This window comes from Oceanisphaera submarina, assembly GCF_046521305.1.
GTDB classification, from domain to species: Bacteria; Pseudomonadota; Gammaproteobacteria; order Enterobacterales; family Aeromonadaceae; genus Oceanimonas; species Oceanimonas submarina.
Map to the genome: position 1 here is coordinate 80849 of NZ_JBKGFN010000008.1, position 15259 is coordinate 96107.

The following is a 15259-nucleotide window of genomic DNA, read 5'->3' on the forward strand; positions in this document are numbered from 1 at the left end:
CCTGCGGTTCATGGCTGTCTCCACCCGCTCATGGCTGCCGCCCACCGGTGCAACTGACAAACACGTCTTCCAGGTTGGGGCGCACCCGGTTGATCTCGGCCCCGGTCGCCAGCTGCGGCAGTCGTTGGCGCAGCCAGCCGACCGGATCGGCGAGCTCTCCGTCCACCAGTACCCGTAGCCGCAGCCCCAGCTGGGCGGCGGAGCGCACCTCATCCAGCGCCAGCAAGCGGGTTTTCAGCCCGCGCAGGCCCGGGGCCGATACCTCCAGCACGGTCACGCCCATGCCGTTCATCAGTTGTTCCGGCGAGCCGTCGGCGCGCTTGATACCGTTTTCCAGAATGGCCAGGCCGTGGCAGCGTTCGGCCTCGTCCATATAGTGGCTGCTCACCAGTATGCTGGTGCCCGCCTCGCACAGATCGAACAGCTTCTCCCAGAAGTCCCGCCGGTTTTCCGGATCCACCGCCGAGGTCGGCTCGTCGAGAAACAGCAGATCCGGTTTGTGCAGGGTGGCCGCGGCCAGCGCCAACCGCTGTTTCTGCCCCCCACTCAGGGTGCCGGCGAAACGACCGGCAAAGGTACTCAGCTCATAGGTGCCCAGCAGTTCGCGCAGACGATCCCGGGTGTCTTTCGCATTCAGGCCGTAGATCTGGGCGATAAACTGCAGGTTTTCGCGCACCGACAAATCGTCATAGAGCGAGAACCTCTGGGTCATGTAGCCAACCCGGCGACGCAGGGCCTCGGCCTGTTCGGGCATCGCCAGTCCCAGCACCGTCATTTCACCGGCACTGGGCAGCAAGAGGCCGGTGAGCATGCGGATGCAGGTGGACTTGCCGCTACCGTTGGGGCCGAGAAAGCCGAAGATGGTGCCGGCGGGAATGGTCAAGTCCAGTCGACTGACGGCCACCAGCTCGCCAAATTTTCGCGTCAGCCCTCGGGTATGGATAGCCGGCTCAGTCATGGCTCGCCTCCGGCAAGGCCTGGGCCGGTATGCCGGACGGCAAACCGGCGGCAGCATCCGGTAACTGCACCTTGGCCAGATACATCAGCCGGCTGCGCTCTCCTTCGGTCAGGGCGTAATAAGGCGTAAAGGCCGGCTCGGTGGCAATCCAGCTCAACCGGCCATCATAAGGCGCCTCGATACCGTCGACCCAGACCCGAAACGAGTCACCGATGTTGAGCCCGAGTCGGCCGCTGGCCGGCACATAAAGTCGGGCATAAGGCGCGCCTTGTGCCTGCAACACCGCCACCACGGCACCCGGTGCAACCCTGTCGCCCACCTGGTAGGGCAGGGTTTCCAGAATACCGGGCCGGCTGGCGTGAATGGTCAGTTCATCAAGCCGGTAGCGAGCCTGCGCCAGCTCTGTCTGTTGCACTTCTAGGGCCGCATGAGCGGCATCTATGTCTTCGATCCGGTTACCCGCCGTGGCTTTCGCCAGCCGCAGGCTAGCCGCCTCTGCCTGTGCCTTCAACTGATCATGATTAGCCCGAACCCTGTCCAGTTCGGCCCGGCTGGCCAGCTTGCGGGATGCCAGGGTGCGAATCCGCTCCAGATTGCGCCTGGCTTCCGTAAACAATGCCTGCAACTGGGCCAGTTCTGCGCGGGCAGTGCTGATGTCTTCGGTACGAGTGCCCGCCAGCAACAGCGCCAGCCCGGCCTCGGCCTGACGCAACCGGGCCTGCTGACGGCTGACTTCCAGCTGTTGTCGGGCATCATCCAGCCGTACCAGCAGGGTGCCTGCCGCCACCCACTCACCCTCTGTCACCGGTTGCTCCAGTATCAGCTCGGCCGCGGTAGCGGTCAGCTCGATACGGTCCCGTTCCAGGGTGCCGAGCCAACGATCGCTCACCGACGGCTCACAGGCGGCCAGCCACAGGCAACAAATCAACAGGCACAGACGGGGAATATGCGACATATCGGTGTCCAGCGAAACTCGTGAATAGAGCTTAGTCGAAGCACGGAAGGGGTTAATTGCGATGGATCAGGATAAAGGGAAAGGAGCATGGCTTGAAACCAAAGCTGCCGTTCGCCTGAAACCGGTCTTCCCGCTGGGGTGGCGAATGTTAATTTAAAGTTAAAACCGGATCGTCGTCACGGTGAATATCCCCTTGGGGACATATCCCTCCATCCTCTTCGCCACCTAACATCAGCTCTCTACGGAAAGACAAGGATAATCAGGATGGACAAAATACTGACACCCAAGGCAGACAAATTGCCCATAGGCTGGCGCAAACTTGCCCTACTGGGCGGGTCTCTGCTGATGCTGGTTGTACTGGGCTCTGGTCGGAGTGACGCCGGAAGTGGCTTTGGCATGTTCGCGCTGTTGCCAACCCTGGTGGTGCTGGGGCTGGCTCTGCTCACCCGCCGCACCCTGGAACCACTGCTGGCCGGCGCCCTGGTGGGATTTACCATGGTGGATCCCGGCCGTACCCTGCATGGCTTTGTTGCCAGTTCTCTGCTCATAATGCAGGGGCCCATCATGGGCTGGCTAATACTGGTATGTGGCCTGCTCGGCAGCCTCATCGCGCTATTGCAGTTCTCCGGTTCTACCCTCGCCTTCAGCAATACCCTGGGCCGTTATATCAAACACCGCTCCCATGCACTGATGGCCAGCTGGCTGCTCGGCATCGCCATCTTTATCGATGACTACCTCAACGCCCTCACCGTCAGCACCGCCATGCGCAAACTGTCGGACAAACTCAGGATTTCACGCGACATGCTGGCTTATGTCGTGGACTCCACCTCGGCGCCGGTGTGCCTGATCATCCCCTTTTCAACCTGGGTGATTTATCTGGCCGGATTGATTGAAGCCAACGGCCTGGTGGCAGAAGGAGAAGGGTTCGCTTACTACCTGAGCCTGCTGCCTTATCTGATCTACCCCTGGGTTGCCTTGCTGCTGGTACCGCTGGTGGCCTATGGGGTAGTGCCTCTGTTCGGCACCATGAAACAGGCCGAGCAGGACGCAGCCGAGGGGAAAAACCTGCCATTGGAACAAGATGAACCCGGCCACGGGCACCCGCCCCGCCTGCTCAATTTCGTACTGCCGGTGCTGACCCTGCTGCTGGCTACCTGGTATTTCGACATCGATGCGTTAATGGGCGTGTGCTGCGCCCTGCTGGTTTGCCTGGTTCTATACCGATTACAGGGACTCGCCAGCCTGCCTCGACTGTTCGACGAAATCATTCAGGGCGTAGCTACCATGCTGCTGCCACTCGGTATCGTGTTCGCCGCCTTCGTGCTGCAGGACGTCAACGAACAGCTGGGGCTGGCCAGTTACCTGATCGATACCATTACCCCCTACATGAATGCCGGCTGGCTGCCGGCCCTGAGTTTTCTGGTACTGGCCGGGCTGACCTTTGCCACCGGATCTTTCTGGGGGGTGTACGCCATCGCCTTTCCCATCATGGTGCCACTGGCCCTGTCTCTGGACGCCAACATGCCACTGACCCTTGGTGCCCTGATCTCGGCTGGTGCCTTCGGCAGCCACGCCTGCTTCTTTGGTGACTCGACGGTGATTTCTGCCAGAGGCTGTGGCATCAGCCCCATGCAGCACGCCCTGAGTCAACTGCCCTACACCCTGATTGCCGCCACCGTCACTACTTTGCTGCTTTGGCTGCTGGCCTGATGTTATTCAAGGAGAAAAAGATGAAACGTACCGGATTTGCCTTTCACGAACATTGCATGTGGCACGACGCCGGCCCCTGTTCGGTTTTTGATCAGCCTGGCGGCTTTATTCAACCGGCGCCGGCGGCCGAAAACCCGGAAACCAAGCGGCGGTTGCGTAACCTGCTGGCGGTCAGCGGCCTGCTCGAACAACTGGTACCGGTCCAGGCCGAGCCCGCCGGCCTGGAGGACCTGCTGCGCTTTCATACCCGTCGTTATATCGACGAACTGTCGGCCATGAGCGAACGCGGCTTCGGCGATGCCGGCCAGTATGCTCCCTTTCGCCAGGATGCCTTTCCCATCGCCTGTCGTTCGGCAGGTCTGGCCATCGCCACCCTCGATGCGGTACTCAGGGGGGAGCTGGATAATGGCTATTGCCTGTCACGGCCTCCGGGACACCATGCCGAAGCGGATCGGGGGATGGGCTTCTGCCTGCTCGGTAATATTCCCATCGCCATCAAGGCCGCTCAGGCCAGGGGACTGGTGCGCAAGGTCGCGGTGATCGACTGGGACGTTCATCATGGCAACGGTACCCAGCAGGCTTTTTACGATGACAATGAGGTACTCACCATTTCGTTGCATCATGACAGCAACTATCCCCTCGACTCGGGTCACGTAGAGGAACGGGGCCAGGGTAACGGCCAGGGCTACAACCTCAACATTCCGCTGCCGGCGGGCTCTGGTATCGGCGCCTATCTGGCCGCCATGGATCAACTGGTGTTGCCGGCGCTGACACGTTTCGAGCCGGAGCTGATCGTGGTCGCCTGCGGCTATGATGCGGGCGCCATGGATCCGCTGGGCTGCATGCTGCTCAACGCCGACTGTTTCGGTTTGCTCACCGAAAAAGTAATGACGGCGGCCGATGCGCTGTGTCAAGGCCGACTGGTCATGGTACACGAAGGCGGTTATTCGGAAGGTTATGTGCCCTTCTGCGGGCACCGGGTGCTGGAGACCCTGAGTCAAAGCACCATTAGGGTGCCAGACCCGGCAGGCGCCGACATTGCCCGCTGGGGGCAACAAAGCCTGCAACCGCACCAGGCGGTATTGCTGGAAACCCTGCTGCCACTGTTGCAGGATATTAATCCATAACCCACGGATCCTGGCCACGTCGGCCATCAAGCAAAACTGGTCAGGATCCAGCATCAATGTTACTTTTTATTCACCACTCATTCCCAAGATCATCCACCTAATGCAAACGGATATTGCTCCCCCCTCACTGACGCCCCTGGCCCGTCTGCTGCCGACACTGGACGGCCGTGACTTTTTACCCGAACTGAGAAGGTGCCTGGAGCACTACTTTCCGGATATCGACCTGGTGCTGTGTCGCCTGCACCGACAAGGCCGGCCCGAAATCCTGTTACATAACCTGAGTCTCGAACAGTATGCCGCCACCCTGCAACCCTACTGCACCGGTATGTACCTGCTGGATCCCTTCTACCAATACTGGTTGAATCATCCGGCACCGAGCCAGGTCAGCCTGGATCAAATCGCTCCCGAAGGTTTTCGCAGGTCGGAATACTTTCTCACCTACTACACCGAGCTGGGCTTGCATGATGAGCTGATGTGCTTTTTCTCCAGCCATACCGAGTGGACCCTGGCTTTTTCCTTCGGTTTTTACCAGCGGCCACCCCACCTGGACGGCCGACTGCTGACGGCACAGATGAACTACCTGTTTCCGCTGCTGCAGGCATTGCTGGAAAGACACCGCTGGAAATGGCAACAACAACAACAACAACAAGACGAGCGACGCCAGGGGCTGGCCACTTTTGAAACCGGGCGTTTAAGCGAAAGAGAGCAGGAAGTGGCCCAGCTGTTTCTGCAGGGATACAGCGCCAGAGCCATCGCCGATCACCTCTGTATCAGCCCCGGTACGGTCAAGAACCACCGGAAACACATATACGGCAAGCTCGGCATCAACAGCCAGGCAGGGTTGTTCCAGCTGTTTCTGCGCCATCAGGGGCTGGACTGAAGGCCGACCTTAAGCCGGCCTCAAACCAATCATTTACCGGGCCAGATGCTCCGCATGAAAACGCAGGTGGTCCTCGATGAAGCTGGCGATGAAGTAATAGCTGTGATCGTAACCAGGCTGCATGCGCAGGGTAAGGTTCGCGCCCACCTGCTCGGCAGCCTGAGACAGCGCCTGAGGCTTGAGTTGCTCGGCCAGGAAGTTGTCGGCCTCGCCCTGATCCACCAGCATGGGCAGTGCACAGCCATGCTCTTTCAGCAACAGACTGGCGTCAAACTGCGCCCAGGCGTGCCTGTCGTTACCCAGATAAGCGCCCAGTGCCTTGTGGCCCCAGGGGCAATCGCAGGGATTGGTGATCGGTGAAAACGCCGATACCGATACAAACCGCTCGGGGTTGCGCAGCGCCAGCACCAGGGCACCATGGCCACCCATGGAGTGACCGCTGATGGCGCGTTGGCCGGACAACGGCAGCTCGGCCTCAACCAGCGCCGGCAATTCGCTCAGTACATAGTCGTACATCCGGTAATGCGTGCTCCAGGGGGCCTGGGTGGCGTTGACGTAGAAGCCGGCTCCGAGCCCCAGGTCGTAAGCCGCGTTTTCATCATCGGCCACGCCTTCACCACGGGGGCTGGTATCGGGGATGATCAGCGCCAGACCCAGTTCGGCCGCTACCCGCTGGGCACCCGCCTTGCTGGAAAAGTTCTCGTCGCTGCAGGTAAGACCCGACAGCCAGTAAATGGCCGGCACCGGGCCCTGCTCCGCCTGGGGTGGCAGAAACACCGAAAACTGCATGCTGCAATTAAGGCTGCTGGACTCGTGCTGATAGCGGATCTGACGACCGCCGAAGCTCTTTTGTTCTTGTATCAGTTGCATGAAAGCTCCTTTAAAACACAAAGGCAGCTGTCAGCGATAAGCCGTCAGCTGCCAATAAAAACCAAACCCAAACACCGTGTGTTGTCGAATCGCAGCCAGCCCAAGCGATGCTACACATCACTTGGGCTGCTGATCGCTGACGGCTTTAACTATTTTACTTGTCGAAGTGGATTACGGAACGGATCGACTTGCCTTCATGCATCAGGTCGAAGGCATGGTTGATATCTTCCAGACCCATGGTGTGGGTGATGAAGGTATCCAGCTCGAACTCGCCGTTCAGGTACTGCTCTACGATGCCCGGCAGCTGAGAGCGGCCTTTAACGCCACCGAAGGCGCTGCCGCGCCATACTCGGCCGGTGACCAGCTGGAACGGACGGGTGGAGATTTCCTGGCCGGCACCGGCAACACCGATGATGACCGACTCGCCCCAGCCCTTGTGGCAGCATTCCAGGGCGGAACGCATCACCTTGACGTTACCGATACACTCGAAGGAGTAATCCACGCCGCCGTCGGTCAGCTCGACGATCACGTCCTGAATTGGCTTGTCATAGTTGTTGGGATTGATGCACTCGGTCGCCCCCAGCTGCTTGGCAATGTCGAACTTGTCTTCATTGATGTCGATGGCGATGATGCGGCTGGCCTTGGCCATGGCGGCACCGATGATAACGGCAAGACCGATACCGCCCAGGCCGAATACAGCGACGGTGTCGCCTTCCTGCACATTGGCGGTGTTTTTGACCGCACCCATGCCGGTGGTGACGCCACAACCCAGCAGACACACCTTCTCCAGCGGCGCTTCCTTGCTGATCTTGGCCAGGGAGATTTCCGGCACCACGGTGCGCTCGGCGAAGGTGGAACAACCCATGTAGTGGAAAATCGGCTTGCCGTCCTTGAAGAAACGGGTGGTGCCGTCGGGCATCAGCCCCTGGCCCTGGGTGGCGCGTACGGCCTGACACAGGTTGGTCTTGCCGGATTTACAGAATTTACACTCGCCACACTCGGCGGTGTACAGTGGAATGACATGATCGCCCACTTCCAGCGTGGTCACGCCTTCGCCTACCGCCTCGACAATACCACCACCTTCGTGACCGAGGATCGCCGGGAAGATACCTTCGGGATCGTCACCAGATAAAGTAAAGGCATCGGTGTGACACACTCCGGTCGCGACGATACGTACCAGCACTTCACCTTTTTGTGGCGGCATCAAATCTACTTCTTCGATGCTCAGCGGTTTGCCGGCTTCCCAGGCGACGGCGGCACGGGTTTTGATCATTTCCATTAGACTCTCCAGTGAGATGCAGTGCGATAACCGATTCAGTATAACGAACAGACAGTACACTGCCGTTACAACATATGCAGCCATTGTATATACCTCGAGCACCAGTGAGAATGGGAGCAGAAGCAAATGATTTTTACAGCAGAGTAATAATGTTAAGAAAGGATCGCCGTGAACTACAGCATGATCCAACCGGGACAAGCTGCATTATTGACCATACGGGTGTAGAATCCTTGCCGTGTAGAGACAAAGCCCCCTCTTCCGCATCAAGCCGCCCCCCAGCCCGAAGGAAAGTGAGATGTCTGCTTTCAAGCCTTTTGAAGTCATGGCCCTGCCCACGGAAATGGCTCACCACCAGCATCACTACCACCAGATTGTCATCGGCCTCAACGGTCAGACCGACTTCGACATCGGCGGCAGCGGAAATCTGGTTGGTCCCGGTCAGGGGTGTCTGGTGTCTTCGGATCTGAATCACGCTTTTGGCGGTCTCGGCTCCAATAGAATACTGGTACTCAACCTGTCGCCAACTCATTCGCCGGCGCTACCGGGGCAACAGGAACGCATGCATAACCTGTTTGAACACCCCCGCTACTTCCAGCTTCATTCCCAGGCCCGGCAACTGGTCTCGGTGCTGAGTAACGAGGTGAACCACAACCCGGGGGACGAGCTACTTGGGCAGGCCTGCGCCCATACCCTGATGTGCGCCCTGCACCGGCACATGATGCTTCCCTCACGCCTTCAGGAAAAGCGCCTTAATATGGACGTAATCGACAGCTATATCGAACAGCATATGGGCCGCAAAATCACGGTGGCACAGCTGGCCGGCTGCGCTTTTCTGGGCGAGAGCCAGTTTCATGCGCTGTTCAAGGAGCAAACCGGCATATCACCCTATCAGTACCTGCTGGAAAAACGACTGACAGAGGCCCGCCAGATGCTGGCCCACAGCCATCACAGCCTGTCCTATATTGCCCAGCATTGCGGTTTTTCCAGTCAGAGTCTGTTTACCCAGGTATTCTCCCGCCGGCTGGACATTTCTCCCGCCCGCTACCGCAAGCTGCATCACTGACTTGTGCCCACAACAGAGTCAGTCATGTCCGATACCCGGCACCGGATAGCCGTCTGCTGCCCAAACCAATGTTTGTGATCACCTTTCTCACACTGTCGGAGTTTTCCTGAAAAATAACGTAGTAAAGCAAAAGATCCCGACCTCGGTTCCTCCTACTATCCTTGTGAAGTAACAAAATTTTAACCACCCATTGTACAAGCGCAGCCACACATTGTGCTATGCCTTGATAGCGAACAGGAATCCATCCTGGAGGAATAGGGAATGATTGAATCCAACTATGCCATTACCGGCACCTTTCTCGTGTATTTGATCGGCATGATGGCCATCGGCTACTACGCCTATAAACGCACCTCCAACTCGGCCGACTATTTCCTCGGTGGCCGTTCTCTGGGTCCCTGGCCTGCGGCCATTTCCGCCGGCGCGTCGGACATGAGTGGCTGGCTGCTGCTGGGCCTGCCCGGCTTTGCCTATGCCGCCGGTTTCGAGTCCTTCTGGCTGGCCGGCGGCCTGCTGCTGGGGACCTGGGCCAACTGGATGTTCTGTGCCAAACGCCTGCGCACCTATACCCTGGAAGTGGATAACGCCATCACCATTCCCGAGTATCTGTCGCGCCGTTTCGAAGACAAATCCAAGCTGCTGCAGATTATCTCCGCCTTTGTGATACTGCTGTTCTTCCTGTTCTATACCAGTTCGGGACTGGTCGCCGGCGGCAAGCTGTTTGAAACCGTGTTCGGCCTGGATTACCAGATTGCCGTGGTGCTGGGGACTATCTGCATCGTGTCCTACACCATGTTCGGTGGCTTCCTCGCCGTGTCCTGGACCGACCTGGTACAGGGCCTGATGATGGCGGCTGCCCTGATGATAGTACCGATAGCGGCGATGGAAGGCGGCTTCGGCCAGCTCGAAACCGACCTGCAAAACCTGAATCCCAACCTGCTGACCCTGTGGCACAACATCGATGGCGAGCCCCTGTCCGTCATCGCCATTGTCTCACTGGCCGCCTGGGGACTGGGCTATTTCGGTCAGCCTCATATTCTGGCTCGCTTCAATGCCACCCGTACCAACAAGGACATCACCACCGCCCGCCGCATCGCCGTAACCTGGAGCTTGCTGTCCATGGCCGGCGCCCTCATGGTTGGGCTGGTTGGGCTGCTCTACGTACAGAAAAACATGGGCGGCGAGCTGGCCGATGCGGAAACCATCTTCATGGTGCTGGTCAACGCCGTGTTCCACCCGGTGATCGCCGGTATTTTGCTCGCAGCCATTCTGGCCGCCATCATGAGTACCGCCGACTCCCAGCTGCTGGTATCCTCCTCCGCCCTCGCCGAGGATTTTTACAAGCAGATGTTTCCCAACACCAGCCCCAAGAGTCTGGTCAATATCGGCCGTTTTGCGGTGGTCGCCCTGTCGCTGGTGGCGCTGATGCTGGCGATGAACCCGGACAGCACTGTACTGGGTCTGGTGTCTTACGCCTGGGCCGGCTTCGGTGCCGCCTTCGGCCCCGCCCTGCTGTTCAGCCTGTACTGGCGCGACATGAATCGTAACGGTGCCCTGGCCGGTGTGCTGGTCGGCGGTATCACAGTCGTTATCTGGAAGCAGGTTTCCGGCGGCATCTTCGATATCTATGAAATCGTCCCCGGCTTCATCTTCGCCTCCATCGCCATAGTGCTGGTCAGCAAGATGACCGGCGGCCCCAAAGCCTCGGTCGTCAAAACTTTCGACAGCTACCAGAAGAGCCTGGATACCCTGGATTAACTTCGACCCAGCCCGGCCATCGCCGGGCTTTTTCAACCTCGTCGGCTAAACTTGTGTCTATTCGCCCACACAAGAGCCGATGCCATGACCCCGCCTTTTCTTTACCTCGGCAGCAATCCTCAACGCCAACCAATAACGCTTGCCCTACCCATGGCCAATCGTCACGGACTGATTGCCGGCGCCACCGGCACCGGAAAAACCGTCACCCTGCAACGCCTGGCCGAGCGTTTTTCTCGCGCCGGCACCCCGGTATTCATGGCCGATATCAAGGGTGATCTGTCGGGGCTGGCCGAGCCTGCCAAGCCCGGCGGCAAGATCGCCCAACGGCTGGAGCAACTCGGACTGAAAGACTATCAACCAAGGGCTGTCCCCACCTTGTTCTGGGATCTGTTCGGGGAGCGGGGTCATCCGGTACGCACCACCATTTCGGAGCTGGGCCCGCTGCTGTTGGCCAACATCATGGATCTGAACGACACGCAAACCGGTATTCTCTATGGATGTTTTCGCATCGCCGATGATCAGGGTCTGCTGCTGCTCGATTTCAAGGATCTGCGCGCCCTGCTGATCTGGGTGGCCGACAATGCCAAAACTCTGAGCAAACAATATGGTAGCCTGCCCGGCAACAGCCTGGGTGCCATTCAACGGCGGCTGATGATACTGGAACAGGATGGAACCGAGCGCTTCTTCGGGGAGCCAGCGCTTAATCTGCGCGATTTGATGCAGAAGGACTTTTCCGGCCAGGGCGTCGTCAGCATTCTCGACGCCACCCGGCTGATGCAAACGCCCAGGCTGTATTCCACCTTTCTACTCTGGCTGCTGAGCGAGTTGTTTGAAACTCTGCCGGAAGTCGGGGATCCGGAACAACCGGTACTGGTGTTCTTCTTCGACGAGGCCCACCTGCTGTTCGATTCGGCTCCCAGGGCCTTGCTTGAAAAAATCGAGCAACTGGTGCGGCTGATCCGCTCCAAAGGGGTCGGCATCTATTTTATCAGCCAGAATCCGCTGGATATTCCCGACAACGTGCTGGGCCAGCTCGGTAACCGTGTGCAACATGCCCTGCGGGCCTTTACCCCCCGTGATGAACAAGCGGTCAGAGCCGCCGCCCGCACCTTTCGCACCAACCCGGACTTCGACACCCAGGCCGCCATCACTCAACTGGGAGTAGGCGAAGCACTGGTGTCGGTGCTGGATGAGCAGGGTAGCCCCACCAAGGTGGAGATCACTCTGATCTGTCCTCCCGAGTCCCGCATAGGGCCGCTGACTACAGAAGAGAGAACCGCCCGGCTGCAGGACTCTCCCCTCACCGGCCGCTATGAGTCGATACTGGACAGAGACTCGGCCTTCGAGATGCTCGCCCGTCGAGTACCTGAACCTGTGGCCGCCACTCCGGAGCCGGCCGCGACCTCGCCCGTTACAACGGCGACGCCGGCACCGGAGCCCAGGCGTGCCAGACAACGGGATTCACTGCTGGAAAGCGTGGCCAAAAGTACCCTGCGCAGCATCGGCAGTCAGCTGGGACGGCGCCTCGTCCGCGGCCTGCTCGGCTCGCTGCTGGGCGGACGCTGAGTCCATTGCCGAACGCCAAAAAGAGAAAAGCCTGACACCGATTACCGGTGTCAGGCTTTGACGAAACAAGCGTGAGCTTCTCTCACTACAAAGGCAAATTTTACGCCATTTGCGATTGCAGGTAGTTGGGCAGACCGATGCGATTGATCAGGCCCAATTGTTGCTCCAACCAGTGGGTGTGATCGTTTTCGGTATCTTCCAGCAGCACCTGTAGCATCTCACGGCTCTGGTAGTCGCGTACCTGTTCACACAGGGCCATGACGTTACGCAGATCCTCAATCACCTTGTACTCCAGGTTCAAGTCACTCTGCAACATGGCCGGAACATCCTTACCGATATTCAAGGGGACCCGGGTGACCATATCCGGGGTTCCACCCAGAAACAGGATGCGTTCAATCAGCTGGGAAGCATGGCCTTTTTCATCTTCAAATTCATGGTCGATGCGTTCGAACAGCTTCTTGAGTCCCCAATCGTCATACATGCGGGAGTGAATAAAATACTGATCCATGGCACTCAGTTCACCGGCCAGCAGCTCGTTCAGCGCCGCTATTACCTTTGCATTACCTTTCATGTTCGGCTCCCCCCTTATATTTGCGACTGTTGGTAGTTTTCGAGCCCGACCTTGGCGATCAGATCGAGCTGAGTGTCTACCCAGTCGAGATGGGCTTCTTCGTATTCTTCGAGCTCGGAGAGCAGCTCGCGGGAAACGTATTCCTGCACCGACTCGCAATAGGCGATGGCATCTTTCAACACCAACAACTGCTCCTCGACCTGCTGCTTGTCGCATTGCAGCATTTCCTCGGTGTTTTCACCGATACGCAAGCGATTGAGGTGCTGCAGGTTGGGCAGGCCCTCGAGAAACAGGATGCGTTCGATCAGCTTGTCGGCCTGCTTCATGTCCTTGATGGACTTCTTGTATTCGCGCTCGTCCAACTGATGCAAGCCCCAGTTCTTGAACATGCGGGCATGCAGAAAATACTGATTGATGGAGGTGAGCTCAATGCTCAGCACCTGATTAAGGTACTCAATGACTTTTTTGTCGCCTTTCATATCTGTCCCCCTTTGGATAATACGCCGATCATAGCCTCAAGTGAGCTTTTTTACAAACAGATAAGCACATAAGTTATTGATTTTACTTGCATAACGTAGTGTTAATAAGAACGAATCTGATTTGTAGCCAGTCTCGTCCATCGTGCCTGGTGGTTACTACAGAATAGCCGTATATCCGGTCGGCGCCTTGTGCAAACTGCCCACCTGCTGATGTGACTCCTGTAAACGAAAAGGGCTTCCCGAAGTGGGAAGCCCTTGAAGAAAACCTTTACTTGATCCAGATGGGGTTGGAGTAAGCCCGGTTGCCCTGCTTGTCTTCCACTACCCACTGCATCCAGGTACGTTTGGGCGGTACCGGCACCCCGGTTCTGAACCACTTGGCCCCGTTAATATTCCACCCGGCCACCTGTTTGCCGTCCAGCCAGACCTCGGCCTTGGCCAGCCCCACACCAGAGCGGAATTCAACCTGGGTTTCGCTGTAAGCCGTTGCCTCTCCGCCGAAGTTGGTGGTGATGGGGTAAACCTCGGGGCCAAAGCTGACAAAGCTGTGACCGCGGGCTGCGGCACTGGCGAAGTCGGCGGTAATACGGCCTTTGGGGGTATAGGCATAGAGCTTGCCGCTGTTACGGTTCGCATCTTTCAACAAGGGGACGGCATTCAGATAAACCCGCTCGCCCCGGTTCCAACGCTGGCGCATCATCGACAGATAGGACTCGAAGTTACCGGTCACCGGTTTCAGCTCAAACAACCCCACGTCAGCCTGAGGGCTGGAGGTGGTGTACATCTCTTTATCCGACAGCAGGTTGCCGAGAGAGCCAGCACTGAGCCAGGCGGTAAAATCATCATTCTGGCCTGCAGCATAAGAGCGACGCAGATCATCGGTTTCATACAATTCGTTCAAACTGTTCTGCGGCTGGGCCGCGGTCCAGTGGCTCTGCACCATGCGCGTCATGTCGTTATAACTGGGCAAGTCCTGGTTAACCGGCTCGTTACGCTGCAATCGATATCCGGCAAACAGGGTTTCCTTGACCGGGTCCAGCAACCTGGTACTGAGTTTGATCCCCGGGTAGTCTTTATCCACTTCGTAACGGCTCAGCAGGCGATGTCCGTTCCATTGGCGCGTCAGCTCAATCACCAGCAGCTCGGAGGTATGCTTGACCACCTCCAGTTTTTCAACGGCCAGCTCGCCCTCACCGGGCACAAAATCAACAGACTCGACAAGATCCGCGCCAAAGGCACCGTTTTCCACCATAGTCAGATCAACTATCCCGCCCTGGGCGATGGCAAAGGCAAAATGCGGGGTACGAACGGTCATATCATCGGCCCCGCGGGCATCCCCACCGGCTATCTGGGTTGGGCCACGCACCACTTCGATACCAGCAGGCGGTGCATTTTTTGCGGAGTTGGATGAACAGGCGGTCAGAACCATGGCGGCCAGCAGTGACAGGCCAAATTGATAAAAACGCATCTTGAAGAAACCCTGAATAAAGGAACGGCGACGGAACAGGAATTCTGACAGTTATTGACCAGAACTCAAGCTCCGCAAGAAGGAAGCCACGACCGTGAAACGGCACCAGCCCCCGTTAACTCTGGTATATCCGGCAACGGCCATGTGACAATTAGCCTGAGGCCGCGACGAACGGGGTCGCTCAAGGCTCGTCTTGCTCCAGCCAGGCCCTGGCATCCTGCAGGTGCTCGAAATACTGCACCTGACTGCTGAGCAAAAACCAGTCGACCACCATGGCCATCAGCTTTTCCTTGAGATCGATTCCCACTATCGCCAGCTTGCTGAATTCATCGCCATGCTTGCGGGTAAACTGAATGTCTTCCCACAGGGCTTTTGCCTCCCAGCTATTGAAGTCAATCATGTCTACCAGGGCCTTGATCCTGGGGCTGTTCATGCCGACCAGGGCCTGCTCAAGCTGTTGCTCCATGTCCCTGAAGTCGTCGTAGGCGATATCGCCATAAATCTTGATGGTGAGCCACAGGGTATGGTTATCCTGCTTGCTCATTTCGACGGACATGCCGTGTGCTTCCAACATAATA

14 protein-coding genes are annotated in these 15259 nt (G+C 58.0%); 6 read left to right on the forward strand and 8 right to left on the reverse strand.

Annotated features, from left to right (window positions below; genetic code table 11):
- Positions 1 to 28: 28 nt before the first annotated feature.
- Together ACLEIV_RS09545 and ACLEIV_RS09550 are read right to left on the reverse strand one after the other, a co-directional pair.
- Complete coding sequence (locus ACLEIV_RS09545; protein WP_410456418.1) at positions 29 to 958, reverse strand: ABC transporter ATP-binding protein; 930 nt, start codon at positions 956 to 958, stop codon at positions 29 to 31.
- On the reverse strand, positions 951 to 1913 hold the full coding sequence (locus ACLEIV_RS09550) for an HlyD family secretion protein (protein WP_410456419.1): 963 nt from the start codon (positions 1911 to 1913) through the stop codon (positions 951 to 953). The genes ACLEIV_RS09545 and ACLEIV_RS09550 overlap by 8 nt, the downstream gene beginning before the upstream one ends.
- A gap of 264 nt (positions 1914 to 2177) precedes the next feature.
- Between ACLEIV_RS09550 and ACLEIV_RS09555 the strand changes: the two genes are divergently transcribed.
- From ACLEIV_RS09555 to ACLEIV_RS09565, 3 genes are all read left to right on the forward strand, one after another.
- The gene (locus ACLEIV_RS09555; protein WP_410456420.1) at positions 2178 to 3623 is read left to right on the forward strand and encodes a Na+/H+ antiporter NhaC family protein; all 1446 of its coding nucleotides are present in this window, start codon (positions 2178 to 2180) and stop codon (positions 3621 to 3623) included.
- A gap of 20 nt (positions 3624 to 3643) precedes the next feature.
- Positions 3644 to 4750: a class II histone deacetylase gene (locus tag ACLEIV_RS09560; protein WP_410456421.1), complete on the forward strand. Its 1107-nt coding sequence runs from the start codon at positions 3644 to 3646 to the stop codon at positions 4748 to 4750.
- A 100-nt stretch (positions 4751 to 4850) separates the two neighbouring features.
- Positions 4851 to 5630, forward strand: a complete 780-nt coding sequence (locus tag ACLEIV_RS09565) for a response regulator transcription factor (RefSeq protein WP_410456422.1) — start codon at positions 4851 to 4853, stop codon at positions 5628 to 5630.
- Positions 5631 to 5663: 33 nt separating this feature from the next.
- On the opposite strand, the gene fghA is transcribed toward ACLEIV_RS09565, so the two are convergent.
- Positions 5664 to 6500, reverse strand: a complete 837-nt coding sequence (gene fghA, locus ACLEIV_RS09570) for an S-formylglutathione hydrolase (RefSeq protein ID WP_410456423.1) — start codon at positions 6498 to 6500, stop codon at positions 5664 to 5666.
- 154 nt (positions 6501 to 6654) lie between these two features.
- Positions 6655 to 7779, reverse strand: coding sequence for an S-(hydroxymethyl)glutathione dehydrogenase/class III alcohol dehydrogenase (locus ACLEIV_RS09575; RefSeq protein WP_477529387.1), 1125 nt, complete (start codon positions 7777 to 7779; stop codon positions 6655 to 6657).
- A gap of 295 nt (positions 7780 to 8074) precedes the next feature.
- Between ACLEIV_RS09575 and ACLEIV_RS09580 the strand changes: the two genes are divergently transcribed.
- The 3 genes from ACLEIV_RS09580 (at position 8075) to ACLEIV_RS09590 (ending at position 12163) form a co-directional block, all read left to right on the forward strand.
- Positions 8075 to 8842, forward strand: a complete 768-nt coding sequence (locus tag ACLEIV_RS09580; protein ID WP_410456424.1) for a helix-turn-helix transcriptional regulator — start codon at positions 8075 to 8077, stop codon at positions 8840 to 8842.
- Positions 8843 to 9103: 261 nt separating this feature from the next.
- On the forward strand, positions 9104 to 10597 hold the full coding sequence (gene putP, locus ACLEIV_RS09585; RefSeq protein ID WP_410456425.1) for a sodium/proline symporter PutP: 1494 nt from the start codon (positions 9104 to 9106) through the stop codon (positions 10595 to 10597).
- Positions 10598 to 10681: 84 nt separating this feature from the next.
- Positions 10682 to 12163, forward strand: coding sequence for a helicase HerA-like domain-containing protein (locus tag ACLEIV_RS09590; protein ID WP_410456426.1), 1482 nt, complete (start codon positions 10682 to 10684; stop codon positions 12161 to 12163).
- A 100-nt stretch (positions 12164 to 12263) separates the two neighbouring features.
- Here the strand turns inward: ACLEIV_RS09590 and bfr (ACLEIV_RS09595) are convergent, their stop codons facing one another.
- The 4 genes from bfr (ACLEIV_RS09595) to ACLEIV_RS09610 all read right to left on the reverse strand — a co-directional run bounded on the left by bfr (ACLEIV_RS09595) (position 12264) and on the right by ACLEIV_RS09610 (position 15255).
- Positions 12264 to 12734 (reverse strand): bacterioferritin, encoded by a 471-nt coding sequence (gene bfr, locus ACLEIV_RS09595; protein ID WP_410456427.1) that lies wholly within the window; start codon positions 12732 to 12734, stop codon positions 12264 to 12266.
- Between the two features lie 14 nt (positions 12735 to 12748).
- Positions 12749 to 13213 (reverse strand): bacterioferritin, encoded by a 465-nt coding sequence (gene bfr, locus ACLEIV_RS09600; RefSeq protein ID WP_410456428.1) that lies wholly within the window; start codon positions 13211 to 13213, stop codon positions 12749 to 12751.
- Between the two features lie 268 nt (positions 13214 to 13481).
- Complete coding sequence (locus tag ACLEIV_RS09605; RefSeq protein ID WP_410456429.1) at positions 13482 to 14681, reverse strand: CehA/McbA family metallohydrolase domain-containing protein; 1200 nt, start codon at positions 14679 to 14681, stop codon at positions 13482 to 13484.
- 181 nt (positions 14682 to 14862) lie between these two features.
- Positions 14863 to 15255, reverse strand: coding sequence for a SpoIIAA family protein (locus ACLEIV_RS09610; protein WP_410456430.1), 393 nt, complete (start codon positions 15253 to 15255; stop codon positions 14863 to 14865).
- Positions 15256 to 15259 lie beyond the last annotated feature (4 nt).

What these genes read in the sequence shown, in the direction of transcription:
- fghA (WP_410456423.1), bottom strand. Translation starts at nt 6,500, where the DNA reads ATGCAACTGATACAAGAACAAAAGAGCTTCGGCGGTCGTCAGATCCGC.
- ACLEIV_RS09565 (WP_410456422.1), top strand. Translation starts at nt 4,851, where the DNA reads ATGCAAACGGATATTGCTCCCCCCTCACTGACGCCCCTGGCCCGTCTG.
- ACLEIV_RS09580 (WP_410456424.1), top strand. Translation starts at nt 8,075, where the DNA reads ATGTCTGCTTTCAAGCCTTTTGAAGTCATGGCCCTGCCCACGGAAATG.
- ACLEIV_RS09550 (WP_410456419.1), bottom strand. Translation starts at nt 1,913, where the DNA reads ATGTCGCATATTCCCCGTCTGTGCCTGTTGATTTGTTGCCTGTGGCTG.
- ACLEIV_RS09555 (WP_410456420.1), top strand. Translation starts at nt 2,178, where the DNA reads ATGGACAAAATACTGACACCCAAGGCAGACAAATTGCCCATAGGCTGG.
- putP (WP_410456425.1), top strand. Translation starts at nt 9,104, where the DNA reads ATGATTGAATCCAACTATGCCATTACCGGCACCTTTCTCGTGTATTTG.
- ACLEIV_RS09610 (WP_410456430.1), bottom strand. Translation starts at nt 15,255, where the DNA reads ATGTTGGAAGCACACGGCATGTCCGTCGAAATGAGCAAGCAGGATAAC.
- ACLEIV_RS09590 (WP_410456426.1), top strand. Translation starts at nt 10,682, where the DNA reads ATGACCCCGCCTTTTCTTTACCTCGGCAGCAATCCTCAACGCCAACCA.
- ACLEIV_RS09560 (WP_410456421.1), top strand. Translation starts at nt 3,644, where the DNA reads ATGAAACGTACCGGATTTGCCTTTCACGAACATTGCATGTGGCACGAC.
- bfr (WP_410456427.1), bottom strand. Translation starts at nt 12,734, where the DNA reads ATGAAAGGTAATGCAAAGGTAATAGCGGCGCTGAACGAGCTGCTGGCC.
- bfr (WP_410456428.1), bottom strand. Translation starts at nt 13,213, where the DNA reads ATGAAAGGCGACAAAAAAGTCATTGAGTACCTTAATCAGGTGCTGAGC.
- ACLEIV_RS09575 (WP_477529387.1), bottom strand. Translation starts at nt 7,779, where the DNA reads ATGGAAATGATCAAAACCCGTGCCGCCGTCGCCTGGGAAGCCGGCAAA.
- ACLEIV_RS09545 (WP_410456418.1), bottom strand. Translation starts at nt 958, where the DNA reads ATGACTGAGCCGGCTATCCATACCCGAGGGCTGACGCGAAAATTTGGC.
- ACLEIV_RS09605 (WP_410456429.1), bottom strand. Translation starts at nt 14,681, where the DNA reads ATGCGTTTTTATCAATTTGGCCTGTCACTGCTGGCCGCCATGGTTCTG.